The sequence below is a fragment of the Corynebacterium suranareeae genome (assembly GCF_002355155.1).
GTDB classification, from domain to species: Bacteria; Actinomycetota; Actinomycetes; order Mycobacteriales; family Mycobacteriaceae; genus Corynebacterium; species Corynebacterium suranareeae.
In genome coordinates this window covers 1,226,454-1,251,928 of sequence record NZ_AP017369.1, presented here as the reverse complement: position 1 = coordinate 1,251,928, position 25,475 = coordinate 1,226,454, and the positions used below count along the sequence as shown (strand labels likewise).

At 51.3% G+C, this 25,475-nt stretch carries 34 protein-coding genes; 12 read left to right on the top strand and 22 right to left on the bottom strand.

Going from position 1 to position 25,475, the window contains the following annotated elements; genetic code table 11:
• Positions 1–37 precede the first annotated feature (37 nt).
• Complete coding sequence (locus N24_RS05980; RefSeq protein WP_231910915.1) at positions 38–379, top strand: DUF4386 family protein; 342 nt, start codon at positions 38–40, stop codon at positions 377–379.
• 151 nt (positions 380–530) lie between these two features.
• Here N24_RS05980 and N24_RS05975 read toward each other — a convergent pair whose 3' ends face one another.
• Together N24_RS05975 and N24_RS05970 are read right to left on the bottom strand one after the other, a co-directional pair.
• Positions 531–1,184, bottom strand: coding sequence for a hypothetical protein (locus N24_RS05975; protein ID WP_231910913.1), 654 nt, complete (start codon positions 1,182–1,184; stop codon positions 531–533).
• Positions 1,185–1,344: 160 nt separating this feature from the next.
• Entirely contained in the window at positions 1,345–3,084 is a 1,740-nt protein-coding gene (locus N24_RS05970; protein WP_096455189.1) for a SulP family inorganic anion transporter, read from the bottom strand.
• A gap of 148 nt (positions 3,085–3,232) precedes the next feature.
• Here N24_RS05970 and N24_RS05965 point away from each other — a divergent pair, with 148 nt between their 5' ends.
• The gene (locus N24_RS05965; RefSeq protein ID WP_167382043.1) at positions 3,233–3,988 is read left to right on the top strand and encodes an SDR family oxidoreductase; all 756 of its coding nucleotides are present in this window, start codon (positions 3,233–3,235) and stop codon (positions 3,986–3,988) included.
• Here the strand turns inward: N24_RS05965 and N24_RS05960 are convergent.
• From N24_RS05960 to N24_RS05950, 3 genes are read right to left on the bottom strand one after another with little or no spacing between them, the layout of a single operon-like run.
• Positions 3,985–4,320 carry a carboxymuconolactone decarboxylase family protein gene (locus N24_RS05960; protein ID WP_231910912.1) on the bottom strand — a complete coding sequence of 112 codons (336 nt, stop codon included), beginning with the start codon at positions 4,318–4,320 and terminating at the stop codon, positions 3,985–3,987. The two genes, N24_RS05965 and N24_RS05960, sit on opposite strands and share 4 nt — an antisense overlap.
• 13 nt (positions 4,321–4,333) lie before the next feature.
• On the bottom strand, positions 4,334–5,179 hold the full coding sequence (locus tag N24_RS05955; RefSeq protein WP_167382042.1) for an aldo/keto reductase: 846 nt from the start codon (positions 5,177–5,179) through the stop codon (positions 4,334–4,336).
• 16 nt (positions 5,180–5,195) lie between these two features.
• Positions 5,196–5,609: a cupin domain-containing protein gene (locus N24_RS05950; RefSeq protein WP_096455187.1), complete on the bottom strand. Its 414-nt coding sequence runs from the start codon at positions 5,607–5,609 to the stop codon at positions 5,196–5,198.
• Between the two features lie 384 nt (positions 5,610–5,993).
• On the opposite strand from N24_RS05950, the gene N24_RS05945 reads away from it, so the two are divergent.
• Both N24_RS05945 and N24_RS05940 read left to right on the top strand, forming a co-directional pair.
• Entirely contained in the window at positions 5,994–6,920 is a 927-nt protein-coding gene (locus tag N24_RS05945; RefSeq protein ID WP_096455185.1) for a helix-turn-helix transcriptional regulator, read from the top strand.
• Positions 6,920–7,693 (top strand): SDR family NAD(P)-dependent oxidoreductase, encoded by a 774-nt coding sequence (locus N24_RS05940; protein ID WP_096455183.1) that lies wholly within the window; start codon positions 6,920–6,922, stop codon positions 7,691–7,693. Before N24_RS05945 ends, N24_RS05940 begins: the two co-directional genes overlap by 1 nt.
• Positions 7,694–7,706: 13 nt before the next feature.
• Here the strand turns inward: N24_RS05940 and N24_RS05935 are convergent, their stop codons facing one another.
• Positions 7,707–8,153: a MarR family winged helix-turn-helix transcriptional regulator gene (locus tag N24_RS05935; protein WP_096455181.1), complete on the bottom strand. Its 447-nt coding sequence runs from the start codon at positions 8,151–8,153 to the stop codon at positions 7,707–7,709.
• A gap of 89 nt (positions 8,154–8,242) precedes the next feature.
• On the opposite strand from N24_RS05935, the gene N24_RS05930 reads away from it, so the two are divergent.
• Positions 8,243–9,514 (top strand): multidrug effflux MFS transporter, encoded by a 1,272-nt coding sequence (locus tag N24_RS05930; protein WP_408607588.1) that lies wholly within the window; start codon positions 8,243–8,245, stop codon positions 9,512–9,514.
• Positions 9,515–9,524: 10 nt separating this feature from the next.
• On the opposite strand, the gene N24_RS05925 is transcribed toward N24_RS05930, so the two are convergent.
• The 3 genes from N24_RS05925 to N24_RS05920 form a co-directional block, all read right to left on the bottom strand.
• On the bottom strand, positions 9,525–9,875 hold the full coding sequence (locus N24_RS05925; RefSeq protein ID WP_231910908.1) for a hemerythrin domain-containing protein: 351 nt from the start codon (positions 9,873–9,875) through the stop codon (positions 9,525–9,527).
• A complete protein-coding gene (locus N24_RS16555; protein WP_231910907.1) occupies positions 9,875–10,030 on the bottom strand; it encodes a hypothetical protein in 156 nt (51 codons plus the stop codon). Before N24_RS16555 ends, N24_RS05925 begins: the two co-directional genes overlap by 1 nt.
• A gap of 87 nt (positions 10,031–10,117) precedes the next feature.
• Positions 10,118–10,618, bottom strand: a complete 501-nt coding sequence (locus tag N24_RS05920) for a 2'-5' RNA ligase family protein (protein ID WP_096455177.1) — start codon at positions 10,616–10,618, stop codon at positions 10,118–10,120.
• A gap of 120 nt (positions 10,619–10,738) precedes the next feature.
• On the opposite strand from N24_RS05920, the gene N24_RS05915 reads away from it, so the two are divergent.
• A complete protein-coding gene (locus tag N24_RS05915) occupies positions 10,739–11,107 on the top strand; it encodes an SMI1/KNR4 family protein (RefSeq protein ID WP_096455175.1) in 369 nt (122 codons plus the stop codon).
• A 199-nt stretch (positions 11,108–11,306) separates the two neighbouring features.
• On the opposite strand, the gene N24_RS05910 is transcribed toward N24_RS05915, so the two are convergent.
• Positions 11,307–11,762: an NUDIX hydrolase gene (locus tag N24_RS05910; RefSeq protein WP_096459825.1), complete on the bottom strand. Its 456-nt coding sequence runs from the start codon at positions 11,760–11,762 to the stop codon at positions 11,307–11,309.
• Between the two features lie 148 nt (positions 11,763–11,910).
• Between N24_RS05910 and N24_RS05905 the strand changes: the two genes are divergently transcribed.
• The gene (locus N24_RS05905; protein WP_157736406.1) at positions 11,911–12,318 is read left to right on the top strand and encodes a VOC family protein; all 408 of its coding nucleotides are present in this window, start codon (positions 11,911–11,913) and stop codon (positions 12,316–12,318) included.
• Between the two features lie 10 nt (positions 12,319–12,328).
• Here N24_RS05905 and N24_RS05900 read toward each other — a convergent pair whose 3' ends face one another.
• The 8 genes from N24_RS05900 to N24_RS16240 form a co-directional block, all read right to left on the bottom strand.
• Positions 12,329–12,769: a YtoQ family protein gene (locus N24_RS05900; RefSeq protein ID WP_096455173.1), complete on the bottom strand. Its 441-nt coding sequence runs from the start codon at positions 12,767–12,769 to the stop codon at positions 12,329–12,331.
• A gap of 59 nt (positions 12,770–12,828) precedes the next feature.
• Positions 12,829–13,647 (bottom strand): aspartate dehydrogenase domain-containing protein, encoded by an 819-nt coding sequence (locus N24_RS05895; protein ID WP_096455171.1) that lies wholly within the window; start codon positions 13,645–13,647, stop codon positions 12,829–12,831.
• A 90-nt stretch (positions 13,648–13,737) separates the two neighbouring features.
• Positions 13,738–14,190 (bottom strand): MmcQ/YjbR family DNA-binding protein, encoded by a 453-nt coding sequence (locus tag N24_RS05890; RefSeq protein ID WP_231910905.1) that lies wholly within the window; start codon positions 14,188–14,190, stop codon positions 13,738–13,740.
• Between the two features lie 208 nt (positions 14,191–14,398).
• Positions 14,399–15,217, bottom strand: a complete 819-nt coding sequence (locus N24_RS05885) for a siderophore-interacting protein (RefSeq protein WP_197702379.1) — start codon at positions 15,215–15,217, stop codon at positions 14,399–14,401.
• A gap of 133 nt (positions 15,218–15,350) precedes the next feature.
• Positions 15,351–15,671, bottom strand: a complete 321-nt coding sequence (locus N24_RS05880; RefSeq protein WP_096455169.1) for a HigA family addiction module antitoxin — start codon at positions 15,669–15,671, stop codon at positions 15,351–15,353.
• Complete coding sequence (locus N24_RS05875; protein ID WP_096455167.1) at positions 15,646–15,927, bottom strand: type II toxin-antitoxin system RelE/ParE family toxin; 282 nt, start codon at positions 15,925–15,927, stop codon at positions 15,646–15,648. Before N24_RS05875 ends, N24_RS05880 begins: the two co-directional genes overlap by 26 nt.
• Before the next feature lie 123 nt (positions 15,928–16,050).
• A complete protein-coding gene (locus N24_RS05870; RefSeq protein ID WP_096455165.1) occupies positions 16,051–16,284 on the bottom strand; it encodes a type II toxin-antitoxin system ParD family antitoxin in 234 nt (77 codons plus the stop codon).
• A gap of 115 nt (positions 16,285–16,399) precedes the next feature.
• On the bottom strand, positions 16,400–16,576 hold the full coding sequence (locus N24_RS16240) for a hypothetical protein (RefSeq protein ID WP_157736405.1): 177 nt from the start codon (positions 16,574–16,576) through the stop codon (positions 16,400–16,402).
• A 218-nt stretch (positions 16,577–16,794) separates the two neighbouring features.
• On the opposite strand from N24_RS16240, the gene N24_RS05865 reads away from it, so the two are divergent.
• Positions 16,795–17,199 (top strand): hypothetical protein, encoded by a 405-nt coding sequence (locus tag N24_RS05865; RefSeq protein WP_096455163.1) that lies wholly within the window; start codon positions 16,795–16,797, stop codon positions 17,197–17,199.
• Between the two features lie 57 nt (positions 17,200–17,256).
• Here N24_RS05865 and N24_RS05860 read toward each other — a convergent pair whose 3' ends face one another.
• The 3 genes from N24_RS05860 to ychF form a co-directional block, all read right to left on the bottom strand.
• Positions 17,257–17,667 carry a hypothetical protein gene (locus N24_RS05860; protein WP_096455161.1) on the bottom strand — a complete coding sequence of 137 codons (411 nt, stop codon included), beginning with the start codon at positions 17,665–17,667 and terminating at the stop codon, positions 17,257–17,259.
• 143 nt (positions 17,668–17,810) lie between these two features.
• A complete protein-coding gene (locus tag N24_RS05855) occupies positions 17,811–18,617 on the bottom strand; it encodes an ornithine carbamoyltransferase (RefSeq protein WP_231910903.1) in 807 nt (268 codons plus the stop codon).
• Positions 18,618–18,661: 44 nt separating this feature from the next.
• On the bottom strand, positions 18,662–19,747 hold the full coding sequence (gene ychF, locus N24_RS05850) for a redox-regulated ATPase YchF (protein ID WP_096459814.1): 1,086 nt from the start codon (positions 19,745–19,747) through the stop codon (positions 18,662–18,664).
• A 311-nt stretch (positions 19,748–20,058) separates the two neighbouring features.
• Here ychF and N24_RS05845 point away from each other — a divergent pair, with 311 nt between their 5' ends.
• The 4 genes from N24_RS05845 to N24_RS05830 all read left to right on the top strand — a co-directional run bounded on the left by N24_RS05845 (position 20,059) and on the right by N24_RS05830 (position 24,389).
• Entirely contained in the window at positions 20,059–21,750 is a 1,692-nt protein-coding gene (locus N24_RS05845; RefSeq protein ID WP_096459811.1) for a sodium-dependent transporter, read from the top strand.
• 3 nt (positions 21,751–21,753) lie between these two features.
• Positions 21,754–21,936: a methionine/alanine import NSS transporter subunit MetS gene (gene metS / locus N24_RS05840; protein ID WP_096455157.1), complete on the top strand. Its 183-nt coding sequence runs from the start codon at positions 21,754–21,756 to the stop codon at positions 21,934–21,936.
• Positions 21,937–22,026: 90 nt separating this feature from the next.
• The gene (locus N24_RS05835) at positions 22,027–23,496 is read left to right on the top strand and encodes an AI-2E family transporter (RefSeq protein WP_096455155.1); all 1,470 of its coding nucleotides are present in this window, start codon (positions 22,027–22,029) and stop codon (positions 23,494–23,496) included.
• Positions 23,497–23,564: 68 nt separating this feature from the next.
• Positions 23,565–24,389, top strand: a complete 825-nt coding sequence (locus N24_RS05830) for a DUF6542 domain-containing protein (protein WP_231910901.1) — start codon at positions 23,565–23,567, stop codon at positions 24,387–24,389.
• 31 nt (positions 24,390–24,420) lie between these two features.
• Here the strand turns inward: N24_RS05830 and N24_RS05825 are convergent, their stop codons facing one another.
• Positions 24,421–25,398, bottom strand: coding sequence for a 4-hydroxy-3-methylbut-2-enyl diphosphate reductase (locus tag N24_RS05825; protein WP_096455151.1), 978 nt, complete (start codon positions 25,396–25,398; stop codon positions 24,421–24,423).
• Positions 25,399–25,475: the final 77 nt, after the last annotated feature.

The window sequence follows — 25,475 nt, the reverse complement described above, 5'->3', positions numbered from 1 at the left end:
TTGATTTAGCCAGGCTTGCGAGAGCCAGAAGTGATTTGTGGGTATTGCTGCCTGGCTTAGCGGTCCACACAACAACGCTTTGTTCAGCATCATCTGCTTCCAACAAGGTGTCCCAATCAACGGTTTAAGCCTGGCAATATTTGGAGTCCATCTCATCCTCGTGGGCGTGCTGCTGTGCCTATCCCCTAAGCTTCCTACGATCGCTGGTATCCTAGTGGGCATCACAGGCATAGGATATTTAGTCGATGCAGTGGCTGTGTTCCTAGGATCCCCAAATCCTGGCGTTTCTGAATTCACATTCGTCGGCGCAGTGGTTTTGTTTATCTGGCTTATCTACTCCGGTCTAACCATTCGGAAGAAGGAAAAGGCCATGCTTTAGCCGTTCTTCCTGCTTTCAAACATGCAGATCGAAAACCGCTTTGACGATATTCGTTTATCCGCGTATATCTCTACGTAGAGAAGGTAAGGACAAGGTCCCTTGCCATGAGTTGGAAAGGTCTATAGGACGCATGCGCCTGTAGGCCTTTTCTCTATTTGGGTCTCCTTGAGTGAACTGACCGAACAGTGCTCGTGCCGGTAATCCAATCAACCAGAGCTGGGTCGATACTTCCAACCAGTGCGAAGGGGTCGTTAATGATGTCAATAACATCTACGTTAAACAAGCTATCCATATGAGAAACGCGATTACGAAGACCATGCAAGTGTGTAACCCGCCAGTAAGTCGTCTCCCCGGTAGGATCATCTGCCAAAGAAAAAGCCATTTCGATCGCTTCCTCCCAAAGGCGGCGGCGGTTACGATTTTCGATTTTGTTTGGATCAGCGTTAAGCCCATGGTTGGGTAGAATATCTTTCCACATGCCAAACATTGTGTGAGCAAGGACGTCATCGTGAGTGATTGGCTGCCCGCTCCGTGAGTGATTTTCAGAGCAAAGGTCGGCAGATTTTCTCGCGCGTTTCTGCGCTTCGAGCCTTTTGCCTTGGGTAAGGCTAAGTAAGGGACGCGCTGGCTCATGAAGAAGCCAGCTTGTAGGTGAACCTTTTTCATTGTCATTCCACCGCTGCAACTGATTATCAATTGAATTCCGGAGAATTACTTCAGTAATTCCCAGGGTTTCTTGGATAGATGCCGTAAGTTCGACACTCCACCGGTACAAGGTAAGTGCTCGCTTTTTGTTTCCTTCCACGTCAGAAAGTTAAGGAGCCATGCGGGCGGTACCTAATGCGTTGACGATAGCGTCCCTTGTGGAGCTGTGCATGCATTCATGATCGCATGTTCTTTTAGCCTTTTATAGTTTTAGTGGAACTGCACCAATAGGTCACGATTCAGTCCACCAACCAGTCAGATTAAAGTTCCAAAATTTCTTTCGGAACGCCTTCTGGATAGTTCCCAAAACGATCGCGAAACTCCACGGAATAACCTTTGACCGCTGTGGGGAGTGTAGCGAAAATATACTCCTCCCCCACGGATTCGATGAAACCTGCAGGTTCAAGGCTTCGGCGTAGGTCTTGTTTCACCCGGGCCATCGCAAATCGGATACCCCGTTCCTCCAGGGTTTTGCGAAGTGCTTCCATGGCATCGACGGCGGTGAGATCTACTTCTGTATTCGCTTCAGCATTCAGCAAGAACCAATGCACAGGTTGAGTTGCTTCATCAACGGCTTCGATGGCACGTTTGGAAAAATCATCAGCGTTGGCGAAAAACAGTGGCGAATCGTACCGAAACACCACGAGTCCTTCGACCGCTGTGGATTCAGGATAGTCCTCCAAGCTGTGCATTCCAGCCATGCCCGGCGTATATCCTAGGACATCGGCATAAGGTCGGGTAATACGCCGGATGAGATCCAGGATGGACAACGCAACCGCAACGCCGATGCCCGCGAGCACGCCAAAAGCCACAACGGATGCAGCAGTAGCCGCTGTGATGACCAACTCGCTCTTGCGGAAACATGCGATCCTTTTGATCTCTGCGATATCAATCAACTGCGTTGCTGCATAAATAACTAAGGCGCCAAGTGCCGCATCTGGGAAAGACTCGAGCACAGGACCAGCGAACAACAGCACCATGATCACCAGCGCCACCACGACAAGCGAATGCACCTGAGTGCGAGCACCTGCCGTGTCACCAAGAACAGTTCGGGAGCCACTCGATGACACAGGAAATCCCTGGAAGAATCCATTCGCCAGGTTCGCGGTTCCCAGTGCGAGCAGCTCCTGGTTAGAATCAATCACCTCATCTTTTCCCGACGCGAATGCACGAGCAGTCAACACATTGTCTGAAAAACCAACGATGGCAATACCGACGGCATAGGGCAACAATGACCAAATCTCTAGATCGCCAATCGAGGGAATACTTGGTTGAGGAAGGCCACGGGGCACCTCACCAATGACTTCAAGACCAAACCTATCCAGATGAAAAAACGCCACCGCGGTAGCCGAAAGCAGAAGAACCATGAGAGTGCTGGGAAATTTAGGAGTCAACCAATTTGCCAGATACAGCAAACTCAACACCACAACCGCCAGAATCACTGTGGGAATATGCGCCTGGTCAGCTACCTTTACAAACGATATTATTTCCTGCCACGTTTGACCGCTCTCCACATCCACCTGGGTGACTTTGGACAGCTGACTGACGATCATCAAGACTGCAATACCGATCAAATATCCAACAAGCACCGGTCGAGATAATAGCCTGGTAAGAAAGCCCAATCGGCCAATAAAACCAACAGCGCACACGATGCCCACTGCAATAGCCAAAAGCGCTGCTACCTCTGCGTATCGTTCAGGCCCGCCAGCTGCCCCGACTAAAGCTCCCACACCTGCTGCCGTCATCAGAGCGGTGGTTGACTCCGGTCCGATCGAGAGTTTTCGAGACGTACCCAAGAAAAAGTACAGCGCCATGGGAGCCAAAACTCCCCACAGACCAACGACAGCTGGCAGCCCCGCAATGACGGCATAAGCCATGACTTGTGGAACCAAGTATGCAGCCACGGTTATACCCGCGATGACATCACCTTTCACCCAGGATCGTTGATAACCCCGCATCGCGGTAATCCCAGGTACAAAGCGAGCCCACTTAATACTCATGCTTTTAAAAGTACTCGGATCACAGCACCAAAAGGTTCTTTAAGGGGTTTTGTTAATACCAGGGTAAACAGCCACTCCCAGGGCAATTGAAACACGGATTAGAAGGATTGAGGGAACATCCCAAACCCAAAGAACCTAGGAGAACATCATGAGTGAAACTGTTTTAGTCATACGAGCAACAGGAAGCATTGGCCGACACGTTGTCGCAGAAGCACTTAACCAGGGATACCATGTAAAGGCGTTTGTACGAAGCGAATCTCGTGCGCGAGTACTCCCTGCCGAAGCAGAAGTTGTCATAGGAGATCTTCTAGATCTTTCCTCGATTGAGGAAGCTGTAGAAGGAGTACAAGCAATTATTTTCACTCATGGAACATCCACACGTGAAAGCGATGTGAGGGACGTTGATTACACCGGTGTTGCCAACACTTTGAAGGACGTGAAAGGTAAGGACGTGAAAATTGCGTTGATGACCGCCGTTGGAACGACCCGCCCAGGCGTGGCTTATGCCGTGTGGAAGCGATATGGCGAGCAACTTGTTCGAGCTAGCGGCCATGATTACACGATTGTTCGCCCTGGTTGGTTTGATTACAACAATGATGACGAGCGTCAGATCGTCATGCTTCAAGGAGACACCAATCAATCTGGAGGCCCAGCCGATGGTGTCATTGCCCGTGATCAAATCGCCCGAGTTTTGGTTAGTAGTTTGAATGATGCAGAAGCACGAAACAAGACCTTCGAGCTTTCTGCCACCTATGGACCTGCCCAGGAAAGCCTGACCGCAACTTTTGCAGCACTTCGGGCTGACGATACCGATGATATTGACGGCATCCTCAATTCCAACATCGTTTCAGTGGAATCAACTTCCCCACAATTCCAAGCAGATCTAGCCAGCGTTTCTGCCTAGCGCCTAGGTCCTGCAGCTCTAGGTGAGCGTCGAGAAGCATGCTTTTCGACGCCCCCTTTATGTGTTTTCTGCCTCGCTATTACTTGGTGTAAATGTCCTTCGCGATGCGGAACGCAGCCCAAGCCTTTGGCTCGCTGGACGTGGCTTTCAAAAGAACTATCCAGCACGCCGCTAGCCATCAAGGTTGTCACTGTCACGATGCTCCGGTCTCGTGGGGAAAGCTCTGATTCCCTCGACCGCACCTGTCCAAACAGGACATCATCATTGAGTTCGGCGAATTTAGGTGCGAACTCTCCTAGGATGTCACGACCTGCGGTTACTTTTTGTCCCATGATAAAGATCTTTCTACTTGCCGGAATACACAGGGAAACCACTGTGCTCGCCATAATCGCGGGCGGTCACTTTCCGAAGTGCGTCCATGTCTTCGTCGGAAATTTCAAAGTCGATCTGAGCATTGGAGCTCATATGATCTGGGTTGGCAGTCTTAGGCAAAGACACGGTTCCCAGCTGAATCGTGTATCGAATGCATAGCTGTGGAATGCTCACGTTGTACTTGTCAGCAATCGCCTGCTGGTTCTTCAGCATCTCCCCGTGGGCGATGGGTGAATAAGCTTCGACCATAATGCCCTTGGATTCGCAGAAACTGATCAGCTCGCTTGGGGTGTTTCCAACGTGCACAAGAAGCTGGTTAACGTGAGGAGTAACTGTCGCGGAATCTAAGATGTTCTCAAGGTCTGCCTGCAAGAAGTTCGAGACGCCAATGGATCGAATCTTTCCTGCTTTGTAGGCGTCTTCCAGCGCACGCCACGCTTCGCGGTTTCCTTCTGAATAATCACCACCGCGGAAATCACTCCATGGTTGTGGGGAGTGAATGAGCATCAGATCGACGTAATCCAAGCCCATCTTGTCCAAGGACTCATCAATTGCGGCGACTGCTCCATCGTAATCTTTGATTTCTGCAGCTAGCTTTGTGGAAATAAAGAGTTCCTCGCGGGGTACTCCAGCGGTGTGAATGCCGACGCCGAGCTCGTTTCCATATGCTTGGGCGGTGTCAATGTTTCGGTAACCGGCAACAACAGCTGCGCGTACCGCCTGGGCAGCCTGACTGTCATCGATAAACCAGGTGCCAAGTCCCAGCTTTGGGATTTCCATATCATTGGACAGTGTGTAGGTTTCGTTCAAAACGCTCATATGATGTTTTTCTTTCTTAAAGTGTGTTGTAGATTTCGTCTGAAACTGGCTCGAGCCATTCGTTGCTCACACCTTCACCAGGAGTCATGAATGCAACGTGGGAGAACCAAGAATCTGCTTTTGCGCCGTGCCAGTGCTTCTTACCTGCAGGAATCCTAATGACAGTGCCTGGAACCATGCTGATGGGTTCTTCGCCTTCTGCCTGGTACCAACCTGAACCTGCGGTGCACAGCAAAACCTGTTCACCTGCACCGTCTTCACCGTGGTGGATGTGCCAGTTGTTTCGGCAACCTGGCTCGAATGTCACGTTGTTAACTGGTACATTTCCCCCGGTCAAAGGAGCTAGATAGCTCTGACCGATGAAAAACTCGGCATAAGCCTCGTTGGGGTCCCCAGTTGGAAAAATTTGCTCAAATTCAGTGTTTGTCATCGTCATCTCCGTCAAGTCGGGTCTGTGCGGCCGTTCCTAAGTTCCTAGGTGCATTGCCGTCGTTTTTCAGATACGACTCCATGTTCCTGGGTTGGAACTGAGCGGACAAGGGACGGTTTTATCCTAGGAATAAATTATCCCCCTTTAGAATCAGTGCGTCCGCAACAAATTGACTCAACGGATCAAGGGACTCAGCAGAAAAGGGCAGCGCACAAAATAGCTTTGACCTGCACAAATTGAAGAAATATTGCGCGATGTGCACGCTTCTAACTCACCGAAAGAACATCCAAGGAGAACTCAACCTTTTTCACTCCAGATCGTGACGATTAACCTAGGACAAGTTGTCCCTCCCATGTCGAAAAACTACCTGGGATAATCAGAATCATGCCTCGAAAGAAAGAGACTTTAAGCGAATTCCTCACTGCGAAACGTGCGGCCATTCGACCTGAAGACGCGGGATTAAATGACGCAGGGCCGCGGCGCGTTCCGGGACTCCGGCGTGAGGAAGTCGCGGTACTTTCAGGTGTCAGCGTCGATTGGTATATACGCCTGGAGCAAGGCCGGCGGGTCACTCCCTCTGAATCTGTGCTCGCTGCCATTGCTCGCACGCTTCGACTTGATGATGCTGAGAAACAGTATCTTTTCAACTTGGCGAGGCCAAGCCTACGATCCGGTCCAAGCCACAGCCTCGAAGTTGAAAATGTAGCTGTCCGACCCGGCATCCGCAAAATGATTGCCGGTTTTGATAACCAAGCAGCGTTTTTGCTGGGTCCACGCATGGAAGTGCTGGCAGGAAACGAACTTGCTTGGGCGCTGTTGGAGGACTTCCCTGCTAGAGAATCAAACGATCGCAATTTGCTGCGGTGGATCATCACTGAGCCGAAAGCTCGGGATCTCTATCTAGATTGGGAAACCATAGCTTCCGAAATGGTCGGTGTCCTGCAATTGGAAGCGAGTGCTCGGCCGAAGGATCCTGCGATCGCCTCGCTGGTTGGTGAACTTGCCGCGGCCAGTAAGGAATTCACCGCGTGGTGGGCGCAGCCACATCCGCAGGGTCGGACTTCTGGAACTAAACGCTTCGCGCATCCGGTGGTCGGTCCAGTGACCATTAATTGGGAGGCGTTCACAGTTCCAGACGATGACACCCAAACATTGTTCATTTATTCCGCCGCTGATACGGCCTCTCAGCAGGCGTTGAAACTCCTGGGCGCTTGGCGTGCCACTGAGGAGACGGACACGAGAGACCCATCTAAAGAAATACCGAAACCATCCGAGTCCACGCAGGAAGATTCCCCAGAAAGGATCAATTAATGAATCAACTCGCACTTGTCACCGGCGCTTCATCGGGAATTGGCTTCCACATCGCGCAACAGCTCGCACAACGTGGATACGACATCATCGGAGTTGGTGTCAGTGATAGAATCCTTGAACTACCCAAACGAATTTCTGGAGTGCAAGTTATTCCACTTCGCACTGACCTCACCAACCGTAACCAGGTCAATGATCTGTGGAGCAGGATCGAAGAACTCGATCGACCACTTGCTGTCGCGGCCCTTAATGCGGGCGCCAGCTTAGGCGGCGCATTCATTGACACGGATATCGATGATGAGCTCAACCTTTTGGAATTAAACGTCGTTTCTCAAATCATCCTTGCCAAACACATCACCCGGCACATGGCGAACCGCCGTTCAGGACGAATTCTGATCACCACGTCCCTATCCGCGACGACTCCCACGCCTTACGAATCAATCTATGGCCCAACCAGATCATTCATGTACAGCTTCGCCCAAGGCCTCCGCGAAGAAATGCGGGAACATGGCGTCTCCGTCACCGCTCTCCTACCCGGCGCGACAGCCACCGAATTTCACGATCGCGCTGGCATGCAACAAACCAAATTTGGCGACAATTCATGGAAGAACGATCCGGAACTCGTCGCAAAGCTCGGGGTTGAGGCGCTTTTCGATGGGCGCGACCACGTTATCGGTGGTGACCGCCAGACGCGCTGGGCCGCGCTGCGCAACAAGCTGTCGTCAGAGGAATCGAAGGCGAAGCGCTTTTCAAAGGACTCCAAGCCCTCTCAGTGAAAGTCGCTTTGAGCTAGTTTTCGGGGTTAAGCGCTTCAAACAGCAATTCAAAAGTGGCTGCTGCTTGCTTTAGTTGATCGTCGCTGACCTGAATCCCACTGAATACAGCCTCCCATTCACGATGCACTCGTTGGACGGCGTCTTCCCCTGCTTCGGTGAGGAAAAGGAGTGTGCCGCGACCGTCATTGGGATCGGATTCGCGGCGCAGCTGGTTCTTTTTCACAAGCCCACTAATGACAGCGCTCGTGTTTGAGCCTTTGAGTGTTAATTCTCGTCCTAGTTCTGACGGGGATGCCCCTGGAAATCGACGAACGTACTCTACAACAAGGCGTTCGATTCGACTCAGTGGCTCAATTTGTGAATCCGCAAATTCAAAACCACCGAGTTTCCGTGTGAAATGCAGTGCGGCATCAATAGCTACGATCAGTGGGCTATCGTCCTGGCCAGGGTTTTCCGTCATGTCTTAATTCCTCGCTTCACATATCTATCAGTGGTGAGTATAGTTCCAAAAATATACTTATGATTTCATAGCTAGACTGGTGGATTCCATTGACCGATAACAAACCTATAGTGCGAGAAAAAACTGCACGAAACGCAAACACACTTGGATTGTCAGCACTTTTTGCCCTGGCGATCCTTGCTGCCGTGGCTCCTATCAGTATTGACCTTTATCTCCCAGCATTCCCTGCAATGACCGAAGAGCTCAACACCACGGCAACTGGCGTCCAGCTTTCGCTCACTGCGTTTCTCGTCGGTGCCGGCGTTGGTCAAGTTGTTTTCGGCCCACTGTCCGACCGCATCGGCCGCTTGATTCCCCTGCACTTTGGACTGGTGCTCTTCCTAGCAGCGAGCATCGTTGCTGTCTTCTCCAGAAATATCGAGATCCTCGTCGCTGCACGATTGGCTCAAGGTTTGGGTGGCGCAGCCGGCATGGTCATTGGTCGCGCCATGGTTCTCGATAAAGAAAAGGGCGCAGCCGCTGCCAAAGCACTGAGCATCATGATGCTCATCGGCGGCATCGCACCTGTGGTTGCACCTCTAACAGGCAGTTTCCTTGCAGATATCATTGGCTGGCGCGGCCTGCTTGGAATTGTCGCATGCATTGGCGTTATCAGCGTGGTTTCTACTCTTTTGTTCATCCGAGAAACACTGCCCAAGACAGAGCGTGCCCAATCCGCGCAGACATCAACCTCTAATCCGATTAAGGCTCTGGCCTCACGTGGCTACATCGGCAACGTTGTGGCTTTTGCATTCGCCATGGCCACCATGATGTCTTATATTTCCGCCTCCCCATTTGTTTACCAAAACATCATCGGCTTGGGAACCGTCGGATACGGCATTGCATTTGCTATCAACGCCATCGGCATGGTGGTTCTGACCGGCATTTCTGCGCGCATGGCCGGCCGCGTCACGTCCTTTGCGCTGACCCTCATCGGGCTTTCGATCAGCTTAACTGCAATTGTCGTGATCACAGTCCTCACCTTTAGCAACGCGCCAGCTGTGTGGTTAATAGTTCCACTGTTCTGCGCTATTGCACCTTTGGGACTTGTCCTCGGCAATGCTACTGCTCTTGCACTTTCTGCGGTTCCTCAAACAGCGACGGGCAGCGGTTCAGCAATTTTGGGCCTTGTTCAATTTCTTCTTGCCGGAATTGTCGCAGGTTTGGTTGGTATCGCAGGTGAAGACACCACCGTTCCGTTAGCTTTGACCATGCTCGCAGCAGCAATTATTGCCCTGGGCGGACTCATGTTTGGACGCAGCAGCGAGAATTCAACTGTTGTTGAATCCACCGAGCCAGTTGCAGAATCAATCGCGAATTAGCCTTTAGGTTTCAGCGCATCGCTTCACATACCCAGTCCGAAGGCATCGCACCGCCTGCTAGTAAATCTCGGATCTTTTCCTGATCATCTGAAGAAAGATCCGCATCCATGTGTGGATAGATGATGGGCTCTTCCTTCTGATTATGTCGATCAAGCAGTGCAAGAATCTCTGGGCAGATTTCTTCCACTTTGTTGGGTTCACCGGACTGGTTCTGCACACTTTCAGCATGGGCATCGATGCGCTGCCACAACTGCCCATGTTCTTCACGCATCACCATCAACGGCATCATTAACGTGCCTCGTTGAAGATGCGGGAACACAATTTCTTCTTCCAAGTAAATATGTCGACGAAGCGCCTCCATCACACCAAGTAGTGGTTGGCGCTATTCACCGGGTCTGGGTCGGTATCTGCAAGAAATTGTTCAATACCCGCATCAATTTCATGATGTTCAACGGTGAAAGCTTGCGCCAGCGAAACCTTACCCGCGTCAATATTGTGGTGATTTTCTGCGTTCATGATTGCTCCTTGAGGTTGCCACCATGCGTCCACAGAGCCGACTACAGCAGCATAAATGGATATTCACATCCCAACACTGCTATTTTTCTAAGCCTTAAAAACGGTGAGGTGTTGAATCTTAGGTCGCCAATACGCAGCCGTCGTTGCTGTGATCTCTTTGAAGTGCGGCGAGGTTACCTCATCTAATGCTCTGATGTAATCAGGGACAATTTCTCGCGGTAGCCGCAACCCCATTGTCAGGTGCGGAACCCACCGCTGCCCACGACCATCAGGGTTAAGCGCACTAATTTTTCTTGCTGCTTCCTCTAATTCTTCAGAAGTTTCCAGCAGCCACGCCACGGTTTGTTTCCGCTTTGTACCAAACACCACTGTTCCAACACGAGTAAATCTTGCTGGCATCACAGGTGGAAGCAACTCCGACGCCCGCTCCACAACATCGCTAGGCATCGACGGAGAAAAAGTAATCGTGATGTGTGGCTTTTGATTCTGGACAGGAAATCCTCGTTCTTCCAATGCAGCAAAAACTTCCCTGACCTGTTGTTCTTCCTTTTCGGGAAGGTACAAGAGAATATTCTCCGGCGACGCCACCTTTAAATCACTTCCTTGTCCTTAAAATTTTGCTAACCCCCTTCGTATTGTAAGGAACCGAAGGGTTGTGGCGTCGAAAAGCAAACATCTTTTAACGCTTTTGGCGCGTATTATGATGGCATGGCTTTCCCCGTGACAGAAGACAAAATCCTGGCAGCTGAGGAAACCTTTGGCAGGCGTCTCCCCGACACTTTGCGCGAACGACTACTTCAAAACAATGGTGGCGAAGTCATCGACAATGAAAACAACGACTGGATTCTCCATCCAGTTCGTGATGACAGCGATCGAAAAAGGCTTGTCCGAACCGCCAACGACATCATCCGCGAGACCGAACCTGCACGTGAATGGGACAATTTCCCCGAAAATGCGATCGCAATTGCAAATGACGGAACGGGCGACTTAATAATTCTGCTTCCCGATGATGATGCCTTCTACATTTGGTCGCACGAAGACGAACCCTTCATCAAAACTGAGCTCGAGGATGCGTAAATCCACTTTGCCAGTCACGCAATACAAACTAGCCTCCATCTCGTAAAAGAAAAGCTTGCCTCGCAGGGGTATGGCTTAGTCGGCAGGCTTGGGCATGCGGTAATTAATTGCTTTTCGACGCCTCCCTCCTCACCTTTCACTAAACGAGTACAGGCTACCTAGTGATTCTTTGTCACTATTTCTGCATGGGGTCTCTAGTTTAAAGCTCGAGTTCTCCCAGTTTCGCACCCATTCCTGCGCATAATACATGTGCGTGCTCAATCGGCATCCAATAGCAAGTCCAACGTTGCGGAGCGCCTCCATCTGAGCAATCCATTTCGCCTGCACTCCAAGAGTCCATCTCTACCTGTTGCAGTGGTGCCAATTGAAAGAAGTGCCGTTTATGAAGTTCAGGTTTTGTCGGCCAAGCATCATAAAACGCAGTGCCCAAAGAGTTTACGATTCGAACCGCGACACCAGTTTCTTCAAAAACTTCACGGACAACAGCATCTTCAGGTGATTCAGTTGGCTCTATTGTTCCTCCTGGAACCTGAACGCCTGTAACCGTAATTGGGGTGTCATCATGCGTGAACACTAGCAGTTGGTGGTTTTGTATGACATAGCCGAGTGCTTTTTCAACAACCCGGCGCTCAGGTCCGCGCAATGTTCGATCCATGTGAATCATTTTAAGTCGAGAGCACATTGCTGCGCCGAGACTAACCTGTCTGCCGCCCGAGCGTGCTGGGCGCTGAGCGAAGATGGCGGGGTTGGGCGTCGAAAAGCGCTTTTCGACGCTTCCCTTCAGGCTGCCTTAAAGTAAAAATATGGAACAACGCATTAGTTTTATCACCCTTGCCGTTGAGGATGTTGCACGAAGCAGGGAATTCTACGTCGATGGGCTTGGGTGGAAACCAATGTTCGAAAATGATGAGGTCATCATGCTTCCAGCTGGCGAACACCTCATGCTTTCGCTTTGGAGCATCGAAGGATTTACCGCCGAAATTGGCCGTCCTCCGGCTCGTGGAATCGCACCGATTACCCTCGCGCATAACTGCGCCACCGAGAAAGAAGTCGATGGTGTTCTAGTACTTGCTGCGTCAATCGGTGCTGATGTCTCTCCAGCCGTTCACCGCGAATGGGGCGGATATTCCGGATATTTCTCCGATCCTGACGGTTTTCGGTGGGAAATTGCCATGAACCCCGGTCCCACGGGTGACTACGTGCTGCCCTAAACTTCCCCGTTTAGGCTTTGAGCACGTACTTCAGCGTCTCGACGACCTGATCGGTAGTCTTGCACCAACCTTGCGCTTCAGCATCAACTTCCTTCAGCGGATGCACTAAGTCTTCATCATGAAGCGTCACATAAGGCTTTCCCAACGCGGCGCAATAACCGGCGTCGAAAGCTGCGTTCCACTGCTTATATTTATCACCGAAGCGCACCACCACGAAGTCTGCCTTTTCAATCGACGTCCGGGTGCGGATGGCATTAATCTTCGCCGACTGGTGATCGCGCCAAAAAGAATCAGTATTTTCTCCTAAATGGTCGCCAGCGGCATCGCTTGCTGGATGATCGGTAACAGGCGCTGTAAAGATGACATCCAGCCCAGCGGCTTCTACCCCGCGCTGGATCTCTTCGCGCCAATTGGTGTGGATTTCCCCAGAAAGATAAACATTGAAACTCATAGCCAGACTCCTTTAAATAAGATTCACTAAAGTTTTTATCGCACTTGGTACTGCGACGCTTAAATCGCGTGCCTTAAAGTGTGCGCAACTGACAGTGCCGTAATCGCAGAGGTTTTGGGATTCACGGGATTTGGTCCAGATTCGCTAACCAAAGAGAAAGTACCGGCAGAGCCTGATACCTCGATGTCATGACGCGTATCAGCCAGATTCGGAGAGGCAACAAGTTCCACCGATACACGCTCAAGCGATCGCCTCAGCAGCTCATCGTCACTGGCGCCTCTACCGCGGGTAGCCCACGCCAGCGCGATAGAAACATTTACGTTACCCGGGAATTTTGCGATTGCATCACTAGGCCGTCCACCGAAGAGAAGAAAAGGTTCCGTTGCGTTTTCCAATTCAGCGCGCTCATTGTCATTCATCCAGTCTTGAATGAGAGCTTCAGCATTCTTGGTGGTTCGAATCTTCACGGTGTCTACCGCTTTCGACTCTGAAAGAGCTGCCCACAAATCGAAACCACCGATAGCACCGGAGGTGACATGCACTTTCCCAGGACCGGCCAACAGTGACCGGCGCGCATCAGGATCCGCCAGAGCACCCACCGACGTCAACACCAGATCTTTGCCACTCGCAATTACTGCCGGTCCATGTTCTTTCACAGCCGAAACGCCAGCGCATTCAACCACGATATCGTGGGACTCGATGAGCTCTTCAAGGTTGGCATCATAAAGTGATACCCCCAGCGTGCCACGTTCGCGGTGAGGGGTCACATCACGAACAAATGCACTGACTTCGAACTCCGATGCATCAAAAAGTGTCACTAATTGACGCCCGATCGCGCCAAAACCAAGAAGTAATACTCGTGGAACCGAGTCAGACATCACAAGCCTCCATTGCCTTGCAATTTGATACGTGTGCCCAGTCTATCCATTTACTTCTTACCAGGGGATTTTTAGCAATTGGCTACCAAGTCAACTACCGGCAGCGAATGTTTGAGGGTTTATTGGCTGCTTGTATTTCGGTAGGCTTTCCACAACGAGCAGGTAGGAATCGGTCACGAGTTCATCGACAAGCTTTGCGTCTACCTTGCCGCCCGCCCGGATGGTGATCCAATGTTTCTTGTTCATGTGCCAACTCGGAGTGATACTGGCATGAGTCTTGCGGAGTATTTCTGAATCCAGGGGATCGGCTTTGAGTTTCACGATTTCTTCGCCACTTAATTCGGCTAGGAACATGAACATCTTGCCGTGAATCTTCCTCGCGTCCGAGTCCAGCCCGAACGGGTAAGTTAATTCTGTTCCAGGAAGCTCATTCACGCGGGATACTGGTGTTTTCTGTAACTCTTTGCAGTCCATGGTTAACCTCAAACCATGAATCAAGAGTGCAGACGTTGCAACAAAGTAACCTTCGACGAAAGGGATCACAGGTCCGGTACCTGTAATTCGATGTGCGACGGTTCAAAGTCTACTTCGAACTCATCCTCTACACTTAGCCAATCGATCAACGACTCACCGCTCCGGTCGACGTTGCGTGTACTTATCTGCTGCATGGCACTCACCCCCCACTTTGACTGCAGGTCGGTTACAATAATATTCCCTGATCTAGTGGTAAACAAGGACTACAAATGCTCTTCTAGCTAGTTTGGGCACGGCCGTAACGCCAATAGCCAACGAAGTCGACATTGCGCTTTGCAACGCCACGCTCTTGAACGAGATGACGACGAGCACCAGTCGCAAGCGATTGCTCACCAATCGTGTGAGCATGGACTTCCCCGTCAGGAAGTGTTGCTTCTATTAGAGCTTGAAGCGCTAATTCGCCCGGCTTTTCGTGTGCCTGTGAAGATTCATCCCGCACAATCCACTTAATCTCCATCCCTGCAGGAGCTTCAAATTGTTGTTGGTCTGCGATGCTCGGAATTTCAATAATTGCTATGCCCTCGGCAGTTTCCGGAAGCGAGCGACATATACCAGCGATTGCTGGAAGAGCTGTTTCATCACCAACAAGAAGCGTCCAATCGTGTGGGTGGTCTGGTGTAAAAGCACTTCCCTGATCAAGGAATCCTAACCGGTCTCCTGGTTTCGCTTCGAGCGCGAACTTCGCCGCTGGCCCCATTGAGTCGTGGTCGCCGTGGATAACGAAGTCAATATCTACCTCGCCGACATCGGGTCGCGCCTCGCGCACCGTATATGCACGCACCCACGGCCTGCGTGATTTGGGCGTGGCGAGATACTGCAGGTACCAACCAATTTCTGAGGTTCGGGTCGGAAGTGCCAGCACATCCTGCCCTTGCCTAGTGAAAAACAAACGACACCAATGATCAGCTCCCCAATCCTTAAGCCCTTCGAGTCCCGTCAATGTTAGACGCACAAAATTAGGACTGATGCGCTCAGACTTGACGACCTCTGCCATCATGAATTGGCGGTCTGTTGGAGTATTCTTCTTCCGACCCATATTTATTAGCTTACCCTAACCTATTTCGCAGGGAAGAAACTATCTCATCAGTGTAGATCAGTGAGTCAAAACCAGGACTTGCCTTCCTACCAGATCAATTGCGGAAGGAAACGACCGATCAAATCAACTATGCTCATGCAACTTCTAAGGGAGTAATCGCTGTAATAGAACCTTGGAGTGTACGTCGCTGGAGACGCAGCTCATAGTTTGATTGCAGGTTCATCCAGAACTCTTCGGACGTTCCAAAATACCGTGCCAGGCGGATCGCGGTGTCAGCGGTAATCCCTCGCTTCCCGTGCACTATTTCATTTATCCGGCGTGGTGGCACACCAATCGACACTGCAAGCTTGTGCTGGGTTATTTCGAAGCCATTGATAAAGTCCTCCAACAGGACCTCTCCCGGATGGATCGGCTCAATCAGATCCGACTCAGTGATAGTCGACGAGTTCGACATTGTCCGCACCTCCATCTTTCCAAACAAAACAAATCCGCCATTGCGCATTCACACGAACACTATGTTGACCACGGCGATCACCGACTAATCGCTCCAATCGATTCCCAGGTGGAATTCTGAGGTCTTCGACATTTTGCGCCGCATGAATCTGCTCAAGCTTTCGCAATGTTGCCCGTTGAACTTTGCGATCAATACCTTTGACGTAATACTCGTGCCAGATCCGCTCAGTATTCTTATCGCCGAAGGTTCTGATCACATGCCCAGCCTATAACAGTTTTCATTATTAACGCTAGACGTTAAATTTTACTTCCCACGAAACTCGGTGGAATCGCAGATCGGCGAATGATCTCACCGCACTGTTGCAGCAAGAAGGTATTCATCACGAGGTCTTTGAAGCAATGAAGGAATCAAAATCAAATTCTTCTGCTTCCCCACTAGCCTCACCATCGACCAACGCGTCACGCAAGGCAGCAATGTGGGTCTCTCGTCGCTCTAACAACTGTAAACTGGCGCGAACAACGTTACTTTCAGTTCGATATCGACCTAAGGCGACCTGTTCAGCAAGGAACGCTGCGAAATGATTATCAAGGCTGATTGAGATATTTATAGCCATGGCGTCAGAATACTAATATTGGAAGTTCCCGACACTCAAACAAAATAAGGCTACCATTCGCCTGCCCATCCTCCGACATCAAGTTCTGCCTCGAAAATAACAGATTGCTGCGATATCAGAAATCAATGAAACCTGCCACGATCTCTTGCACCACGCCGTCTGCTACTGCTCTATAAAAGCACACTGACCCAAATCCCCAGAGGTAATCATCGATAATGTCGGCCAACTCACCCTCATCGGGCCATCCTTCTTCATCGGCTTGAAAGAGGAACTCATACCCATCAGCCAGCACTGCATCTGTAAAGCTCGGATCCCCTGGATTGACATTGGTTCATTAGCCAAACTTACCAGTGGATCGATGCCGTCCGGGTACTCTCCTAGCGCAGTAGACTTCAAACCCTGTCAACTGAGTTCCTGGCGGGAGCCCCGTGTCGACGGTTCGTGGAGGATGACGCGCATAGCCATATTCGGGTAGACGATAAGAATATATAAACAGATAGGGATGAAAGAATGAATACCTTTACCGCCAAAGTAGAACGTGACGAGAACTGGTGGATTGCCCAGCTCGAAGAAGACCCAGGGGTCATGACCCAGACCCGTCGGCTAGACCAAATCGCTGACGCTATAAGAGATGCACTAATACTTTTCCCAGAGCTAACCAACGCTCCCGAGGAAGCCGTTGTTCACCTAAACGTTGTGGGAGATGCCGAAGAGGAAGCTCAGGCCACGCGTGCAGAGCTTCAACGCCTACGAAAGGCAGAAAAAGAACAGCTGCAAAAGGTGGTTGAATTAGCCCATCAATTATCCGACAGTGGATATAATTATCGAGATATCGCATACTTGCTCGACATCACCTATGGTCGCGTGGGTCAACTCCTAAAGAAAAAGCAGGCAAAATTCCGCCAGGGTACCTAATCATAGGTACTTCACGGAGGCCATAGAGCGAGATATGCCCAGGGCATCCACACAGAGTTAGCCGTCCTGTGGTTCGGCGCCCGGCGCTCGAGTCGCAGATAGTTCATGCCAACTCAGTCGGACCTCACCTGGCGTCGCGCGGAGCTTATCGACGAGATCATTCGCTGCGCTCTCTACAGAATCAAAGCCGTCCTCCCCCGCCGAGGCTAGGACAAGTCGCCATCCGCCCTTATCTGCGAGGGGCGAGGACTCGACGGTAAACCCGCCCCAATAATGGAGGCGAACCCCGTCCACGCAGTCGGAGTCCGTGTCATGTGTGAGCGATTCTAGGAACGCATTCACTGCACGATCCGCTGCGGCACCAGTAATGCGAGCCTCGACTTGGACCAAGGTGTCTACACCGAAGGGCCAGTTCTCGTACCATTCACTACTCGGCCGGAAGGAAGGAATTTCAGTTGACTTTGACATCTGCTACTCCCCGTTCTGTCAGAAATGTTCATCGTCGACGTCGCATATTCACCCAATTAATTCAGGGACTTTTAGTTTAGAAACGCATTCAGGCACATGCTCTATGACAGCTAGAGTAACTGTAGTTCACCTGAATCTCGTTCCTATTCGCCCAATGCCCACGACATGACAGCCTGCTGCACCGGTTTGAGGTACTGCTTGAAGCTGTAGCCGACGAAGGCAGGGTGCTCGATCGCATCCGTTGAGACCTCGCGGCCGCGGATGAAGGGCGGGCACGGGGCAAAACGGATCCCAGACGGAGCAGCCTCAAGAACTGCTGCTGTCACCCGGTACGAAGTGAGCGCTTCCGCATGCGGGCCTGGGCCGTCGGTGATCACAACATCTGCATCCGCGATCGCCGTCATAAGGTTTCCCTGCCACGGCATTCCAGGAACTCGCAGTTCAGCCGGGCAGCTCTGAACTATGCTGAGACCAAAGGCTTTCGCTGCTTCCTGCCATGCACGAGCAATATTGCCATCGGCTCCCACGAACAGGAACCGCAGACTGAAAATATCAGCCTCTTGTGACAGCGCGTAGAGGTCTGAGAGCACTTCACAGGGGTGGTTCACGTCCGTCATCGCGTTGATTACCGGTAGGACGTCAGCATCAGCAAGGCGCTGCAGTACCGAAATGTCTGAATGACGCACGACCATGAGTCGCACCCAGGCAGACAGGTAACCAGCCACGTCCGCCAAGTTTTCGCTCTTGTCCAGAGTCTCAGGCGGGAACGTGATTGGTTGGAGCCCCATCTCGAAGACACCGCGCTCGAACGAAACGCGCGTTCTCAAACTCGACGGAGGAAAGAACAGCGCCGCCGCACCTTCAACACTCGGTTGCTTCTTTGCTTCGAAATGGTCGACCCGATCGAACAGTTCGCCTAGACCGTCCCTGGTCCACCCTTCCAGCGACACGAGATGCCTCACGCCATCACGTCTTTTTCTTGAGGAAAATACCTTTATACGTTGAATTTGAAGTCTACGATGTCCCCATCAACCATCACGTAGTCCTTGCCTTCTTGGCGGACTTTTCCTTGTGCTTTGGCTTCTGCCATGGAGCCTGCAGCGTCAAGGTCGTCGAAGGACACGATTTCAGCCTTGATGAAGCCACGCTCGAAATCGGAGTGGATAACACCTGCTGCTTGTGGTGCGGTATCACCCTTGTGGATCGTCCAGGCGCGTGATTCTTTTGGTCCTGCGGTGAGGTAGGTCTGCAGTCCGAGGGTTTCAAAGCCAGCACGTGCCAGGGAGTGGAGGCCTGGTTCGGTTTGGCCTACTGCTTCTAGAAGCTCTGCTGCTTCGTCTTCTTCGAGTTCAAGAAGCTCAGTTTCAGTTTGTGCATCGAGGAATACGCAGTCTGCTGGCGCGACGAGTGCGCGGAGTTCGTCCTTCTTGGCGTCGTCGGTAAGCACTTCTTCGTCGGAGTTGAAGACGTAGAGGAAAGGCTTCGCGGTCATCAAGTGGAGATCGCGCAGGAGGGCCAGATCAATTTCGCCAGCTTTTGCTGCAGAGAACAAGGTGCGGTCATCACTCAAGATCGCAAGGGCTTTTTTGGTCTCGTCTACAACTTCGCCAAGTCCCTTGTCTTTGCGTGCATCCTTTTCGAGGCGTGGGAGTGCTTTTTCCACGGTCTGCAGGTCGGCGAGGATCAGCTCGGTGTTGATCACGGAGATATCGGTTGCTGGGTTAACTTCACCATCAACGTGGATGACGTTTTCGTCAGCGAATGCGCGCACAACTTGGCAGATTGCGTCTGCTTCGCGGATGTTGGCAAGGAAGGCGTTACCCATTCCTTCGCCTTCGGAAGCTCCCTTAACAATGCCGGCGATATCCACGAAGGACACGGTGGCTGGCAGGATGCGCTCGGAGCCAAAGATTTCAGCGAGGCGCTCTAGGCGAGCATCTGGAAGCTCGACGAGGCCCACGTTTGGCTCGATGGTGGCAAAGGGGTAGTTTGCTGCGAGCACATCGTTGCGGGTCAGGGCGTTGAACAGAGTGGACTTGCCAACGTTGGGCAGGCCGACGATTCCAAGAGTAAGGGTCACAGGCACATATCCTAGCAATCCTTGTTCCATAACCTAATCGGTGCCTAATCAATAGGCGTGAAATGACTCGAAAGACTCGTTCATTTAACAACTATGTAACTTGTATCCCTTTCATTGCCAATTTTTGCCTATTTCACTGTTAAGATCATTTCAGCTGATTTTTTAATCGCCCCATTAGTCACCCCATTTTCCAGACAGCGGCCACACCAGGTGCAGAACGAGGAGAGCAATAGGTACGGACCACACACAGGACTGTTCCAATGCTCGGGGAATTTTTCATTGGTCCTTTGTGCATGACTGGAGACACTAAGATGTCAACTCCACAAGACACGGCTTCCACGCCCCCTCAAAAAGGCGAACGCCGCGAAGTATTTTCTTCCCGTTCTATATTTATTCTTGCTGCTATCGGTTCTGCGGTGGGCCTAGGTAATATTTGGCGCTTTCCTTATGTCGCATACGACAACGGCGGCGGCGCATTCCTTATCCCTTACGCTGTTGCCTTGCTTACTGCAGGTATTCCGCTGTTGTTCCTCGACTTCGCGCTTGGCCACCGGTACAGGGGTTCCGCTCCCCTAGCTTTTCGACGCTTCAAGAAACAAACCGAATCCATTGGTTGGATCCAGGTTGGTATCGCGTTCTTCATCACTATCTATTACGCGGCCATCATTGGTTGGGCTGGTCTTTATGCCTTCAAGTCTTTAAATAAGGCGTGGGGATCTGATCCGGATACTTATTTCTTCTCTGACTTTTTGAACTTCGATTCTGAAGCAGTAGTTTCCCTCGACATTGTTCCGCAGATCGCCATTGCACTGTTTATCGTGTGGGTTGCAGCTGTTGCTGTCCTTGCTATTGGCGTGGATAAAGGCATCGGGCGAGTCAACATGGTGTTTATGCCACTGTTGGTGATTATCTTCATCATCGTGGTTGTGCAGGCAATTTTGTTGCCTGGTGCTGAAGTTGGTTTGGATGCGCTGTTTACTCCGAACTGGGAAGCTCTGAAGAACCCAACTGTGTGGATTGCTGCATATGGCCAGATCTTCTTCTCACTGTCGGTGGGATTCGGCATCATGCTGACCTACTCCTCTTACCTAAAGCCTCGTACCAACTTGACCAGCACCGGTTTGGTCACTGGTTTTGCCAACTCTTCTTTCGAGGTTCTTGCAGGTATCGGCGTGTTCGCAGCACTCGGCTTCATGGCTGCTAATGCCGGAGTTGGTGTTGATGAGGTCGCAACCTCAGGAATTGGCCTTGCCTTCGTCGCTTTCCCAACGATTATCAATGAAATGCCTCTTGGCGGGCTGTTCGGTTTCCTTTTCTTTAGCTCTTTGACCATCGCTGGTTTTACCTCGCTGTTCTCGCTACTGGAAGTGGTCGTATCGGCAGTCAAAGATAAATTTGGCCTGCAGCGCAAAGCCACCGCGATCGGCGTGGGTGTTGTCATGGCATTGATTTCTCTCGTTTTGTTCTCCACCACGTCCGGCCTTGCAACGCTGGACATCATGGACAAGTTCACCAACAACATCGGTATCGTCGCCATCGCGTTGATTGCTGTGGTGACAATCGACTGGGTGCTGCGCCGCATTGATGAATTCTCCACCCACCTCAACGCAATCTCTGCTTTCAAAGTCAACACCATTTGGCGCATTTCGGTAGTCAACATCACTACTTTGGTTCTAGGGTCCACCCTTGTCTTGGAACTCATCTCCCTGATCAACGAGCCATACGGCGGATACACCTTGCTACAAAACGGCCTCTTCGGCTGGGGTGTTTTGGCAGTCATCTTGGTGGTCGCATTCCTAATGCCGCTGGTTGCATGGCCAAAGGGCACGCTTGTCGACGGCCCACCCGGTTCAGACTTCGGCGTCCTGCCGGAATTCAAGCGCCGACTGCACCGCCCACGGCGGTGGGCTTCTAATGACCCCTTCATCCCTTTCGATGCCAGCGAGGATGCATCGCGCTACCCTACTGTCGCAGTGACCAACCCTGAAGCTAAGGAGTCCTAAGTCATGGGAACTACAGCAATCATCATGATGGTGTTGTTCATGCTCATCATTTGGGGTGGCCTTGTATATGCCACCATTGCGCTTCGACGTGAACCAGATGAGAAGGTCGGCGACTTTGGTACATCTCCTTATGCCACCGACACTGTTCTCATCGAGCAAGAGTATGAAAGGCCATCGAAGGCCTAAAACTTGAACTGAGACACTCCCAGAAACTTTGCTGGGAGTGTTTCGTGCTTTAAAACCAATAACCATGCAGAATAGATAATCGTGGCAACAATGGATGATTTTACAAAGGACCCTGATGGCGATCCCGGCGACAACGCCGATAACTTTGCGCATTCAGCATCCGACTCCACAGCAGAGCCAGCGTCGGAATCGGCTCCCACTATGCATCGAGAATTACCTGATCGAGTGGACCGTTCTGTGGTCATAGCCGACTACTTCAAAAATGTTTCCATGTGGAGCTTGCGCTTGGTGTTCGTCGCGGCTGCCGCTTTTGTGCTGTGGTGGGTAACAAGCCGATTCTGGCAAGGTGTTTTGCCTGTCACGTTGGCGATCATTATTTGTACGGTGCTCTCATCACCTAACTCGTGGTTGCGTAAGCACGGTGTACCCAGTGTGTTATCGGCTTTTATCACCATCGGCACGTTCTTTGCCATAGTCGGATTCATTTTGTGGGCCATTGCACCAAGCATTGCAAAGCAATCACAGGTTCTATATTTCCAGGCTTTTGAAGGCATCTTGAGTATTCAGCTGTGGTTGCAGGGTCCACCGTTGAATCTGGATTCAGATGATCTCAGTAGTTACTTCAATGAGGCAGCTACCTGGTTGCAGAACCAAGCAGGCACCATTGCTGGGGAAATTTTCTCAGGCCTTGGTGCAGCTACCAGTGTGATAGTTACCCTCGGTGTGGTTTTGGTGCTCACGTTTTTCTTCCTTAAAGATGGTCACCGTTTTCTACCATGGGCAAGAAAGATCGGTGGAGAAACCTCTGGGTGGCATATCACTGAGCTTTTAACTCGTGCGTGGACCACCTTGGCTGGTTTTGTGCGGGCTCAAGCGTTGGTGTCTGCTGTTGATGCTGTGTTTATCGGCATTGGTTTGGTCATCGTGGGAGTGCCCATGGCGTTGGCACTGTCTGTTATCACGTTTGTTGCGGGTTTTATTCCGATCATTGGTGCGTTTACAGCTGGTGCTTTAGCCGTGCTGGTTGCCCTAGTATCTTTGGGCTTTACTGAGGCTGTCATCGTGTTGATCATTGTGGTTGCAGTCCAGCAGATTGAAGGCAATATTTTGTCCCCGCTGTTGCAATCACGGGCTATGAATCTGCACCCAGTAATCGTGTTGTTGTCAGTGACGGTTGGTGGCACGCTCTTTGGCATCATTGGTGCTTTTTTGGCGGTGCCGGTTGCAGCGATGATCGCGGTGTTCTTCCGCTATTTCCAAGACATGACATCTTTACGTGCAGGTGAACGTGTTGCTGCTGACCTGAAATTCTCCAGTCCTTATGGTGAGCTGGCGGGACGCGCGATGGAAGCGGATGGAGAGATTTTCCGGAAGCGCTATTACCAAAACTTACTTGGTGGGGATCCAGAATCCAATGATTTAAAGATTCCAGAGTTCTTGGAAGCGGACCAGGAATCGGTGGATCCTAATGAGATTCGTCGTAAAGAATTAAAGCGCAGATTTACGAGCGCTAAGACCGTAACCTCGCAAGCTATAGATAGGATGCGCAAAAAGAACTAGGTTTTTAAACGGATAAAGTCAGTTCATGTAATTAGTAAATAGCATTCAGATCGGTAAAGTAATCACTCGTGTCTCATGGATCAGCGTCGTCGAAGAGAAGTTCCAGGTCATCTCAGCAGACTGCTTTTGTAGGTTTGCCAACGTGGTCGGGCCCTTCAGTAGTTTTGGCATCCCTCATTACAGGATTGCTTGTTAGCTTACTTCTGGGCGTAGTTGGTCTGCCCTACCAGTTGATTTTCATCATCGCGACTCTCGGTGTGACTTTGTTGGTTGAGGCCCGAGGCTTATTTCTTACTGTTGCTTCAATCCCGATCTTGTTTGGTATTTTTACGCCACTGACATCGTGGTTTGTTTCCCAACAAGGTGTTGCTTCTAGTTCTTCTCCGGGCGTTTCAGCAACCGAAATCTTGACTGCTGTATATCCGTTAGCGCAGCTCTTCCCAACATTATTAATGGTCACGCTGGTGGCGGCACTGATTGCCGTGGTGAGGATTATATTGTTGCGCAGAAACCAAGAATCTCGACAGGTTTCTGGTGAAAAAACCCGGCGCGCTCAGCGTGAGGCGGAAGAAGCTAATCAAAATGCAGCCCGCCGTGCTCGTGCACAAACTACTAAGGTGCGGAGCCGACGTGCACAACCAAGCACAGGTGATACGGGTTCGCAGGTGACTGTGGACGAGTTGATTCGTCGTAGTCAGGAGCGTCGTCAGCAGATCGCTAAGCGCCAATCAGAGCGAGGTGTTCCGTTTACTCCCACTCCTGGCCCCGTCGTAGAACCACCAAAACCAGCACCTCGCCCGAGCGCCCCTGAGGCGCCGGCGCGTACGGATGCAGGTGAGCGTCGACAAGCGCCAAGACGCCGCGGATCCTTAGACGATGACCTTTATAGCTAAAAAATCCCCGCTTAGACAAGCGGGGATTTTTTTAGTTCTTGTGGCGCAGCACGCGAGGTAGTGCGAACACAATCTTCTCAGCTGCGGAGGTGACTTCTTCCACGTCGTCGAAGCCGAACTCCGAGAGGCGCTCAATGACGCCCTGGACGAGGATCTCAGGCACGGACGCACCGGAAGAAATACCGATGGTTTCTACGCCTTCTAGCCATGCTGGGTCGATTTCACGGGCGTAATCCACCAGGTAGGCGTTATCGGCGCCGTTTTGCTTAGCTACCTCCACCAAACGAACCGAGTTGGAGGAGTTGCGGGAACCAACCACGATCATCAGTTCACAACGCTCAGCGATAGCTTTCACTGCTACCTGACGGTTTTGGGTTGCGTAGCAAATATCGTCTGATGGTGGATCCTGCAGCTGCGGGTATTTCGCCTTGAGTTCACGGACGATCTCCATGGTCTCATCGACGGAAAGGGTGGTCTGGGATAGCCAGATCAGATTTGGCTCATCAGCCAAGAATTCAGGCAGAGTATCAATACCTGCAATGCCATCAACCAAATGGGTCTTTTCCACAGAGTGCCCCATGGTGCCTTCTACCTCTTCGTGGCCTTCGTGGCCGATGAAAAGGATGTGGAAACCTTGCTTATCAAAGCGCTGGACTTCCTTGTGCACCTTGGTTACCAGCGGGCAGGCGGCGTCGATAGTCTTGATGTTTTTCGCTGCGGCCTCTTCATGAACCATCGGGCTTACGCCGTGCGCAGAAAACACCATGTTGGCACCTTCTGGTGCTTCGGATGCTTCATTAACAAAAATCGCACCCTTTTCCGCCAAGGTGTCTACAACATAACGGTTGTGCACGATCTCTTTACGGACATAAATTGGGGCACCGTATTCTTCAAGCGCGCGCTCGACGGTTTCCACTGCGCGGTCCACGCCGGCGCAATATCCGCGAGGGGCTGCAAGCAGGATCTTCTTTCCGGTTTTGGTTTCGGGGCTGATAACAGGTGAGCTCATGCCTCCCAGCGTATCCAACCTTGAGGGCAAACACCTAGACTGGAACAGCAACCACCCCATCGAAGGCGGGGTAATTC

Coding starts and splice junctions, on each gene's coding strand:
- N24_RS05935 (WP_096455181.1), bottom strand. CDS start 8,153: ATGACGGAAAACCCTGGCCAGGACGATAGCCCACTGATCGTAGCTATT.
- N24_RS05870 (WP_096455165.1), bottom strand. CDS start 16,284: ATGGCTATAAATATCTCAATCAGCCTTGATAATCATTTCGCAGCGTTC.
- N24_RS05860 (WP_096455161.1), bottom strand. CDS start 17,667: ATGTCAAAGTCAACTGAAATTCCTTCCTTCCGGCCGAGTAGTGAATGG.
- N24_RS05960 (WP_231910912.1), bottom strand. CDS start 4,320: ATGGGACAAAAAGTAACCGCAGGTCGTGACATCCTAGGAGAGTTCGCA.
- N24_RS05925 (WP_231910908.1), bottom strand. CDS start 9,875: ATGGAGGCGCTTCGTCGACATATTTACTTGGAAGAAGAAATTGTGTTC.
- N24_RS05970 (WP_096455189.1), bottom strand. CDS start 3,084: ATGAGTATTAAGTGGGCTCGCTTTGTACCTGGGATTACCGCGATGCGG.
- N24_RS16555 (WP_231910907.1), bottom strand. CDS start 10,030: ATGAACGCAGAAAATCACCACAATATTGACGCGGGTAAGGTTTCGCTG.
- N24_RS05945 (WP_096455185.1), top strand. CDS start 5,994: ATGCCTCGAAAGAAAGAGACTTTAAGCGAATTCCTCACTGCGAAACGT.
- N24_RS05950 (WP_096455187.1), bottom strand. CDS start 5,609: ATGACAAACACTGAATTTGAGCAAATTTTTCCAACTGGGGACCCCAAC.
- N24_RS05880 (WP_096455169.1), bottom strand. CDS start 15,671: ATGTCGAACTCGTCGACTATCACTGAGTCGGATCTGATTGAGCCGATC.
- N24_RS05900 (WP_096455173.1), bottom strand. CDS start 12,769: ATGAGTTTCAATGTTTATCTTTCTGGGGAAATCCACACCAATTGGCGC.
- N24_RS05915 (WP_096455175.1), top strand. CDS start 10,739: ATGGCTTTCCCCGTGACAGAAGACAAAATCCTGGCAGCTGAGGAAACC.
- N24_RS05865 (WP_096455163.1), top strand. CDS start 16,795: ATGAATACCTTTACCGCCAAAGTAGAACGTGACGAGAACTGGTGGATT.
- N24_RS05940 (WP_096455183.1), top strand. CDS start 6,920: ATGAATCAACTCGCACTTGTCACCGGCGCTTCATCGGGAATTGGCTTC.
- N24_RS05845 (WP_096459811.1), top strand. CDS start 20,059: ATGTCAACTCCACAAGACACGGCTTCCACGCCCCCTCAAAAAGGCGAA.
- N24_RS05825 (WP_096455151.1), bottom strand. CDS start 25,398: ATGAGCTCACCTGTTATCAGCCCCGAAACCAAAACCGGAAAGAAGATC.
- N24_RS05955 (WP_167382042.1), bottom strand. CDS start 5,179: ATGAGCGTTTTGAACGAAACCTACACACTGTCCAATGATATGGAAATC.
- N24_RS05885 (WP_197702379.1), bottom strand. CDS start 15,217: ATGGGTCGGAAGAAGAATACTCCAACAGACCGCCAATTCATGATGGCA.
- N24_RS05895 (WP_096455171.1), bottom strand. CDS start 13,647: ATGTCTGACTCGGTTCCACGAGTATTACTTCTTGGTTTTGGCGCGATC.
- N24_RS05835 (WP_096455155.1), top strand. CDS start 22,027: ATGGATGATTTTACAAAGGACCCTGATGGCGATCCCGGCGACAACGCC.
- N24_RS05910 (WP_096459825.1), bottom strand. CDS start 11,762: ATGGATCGAACATTGCGCGGACCTGAGCGCCGGGTTGTTGAAAAAGCA.
- N24_RS05905 (WP_157736406.1), top strand. CDS start 11,911: ATGGAACAACGCATTAGTTTTATCACCCTTGCCGTTGAGGATGTTGCA.
- N24_RS05965 (WP_167382043.1), top strand. CDS start 3,233: ATGAGTGAAACTGTTTTAGTCATACGAGCAACAGGAAGCATTGGCCGA.
- metS (WP_096455157.1), top strand. CDS start 21,754: ATGGGAACTACAGCAATCATCATGATGGTGTTGTTCATGCTCATCATT.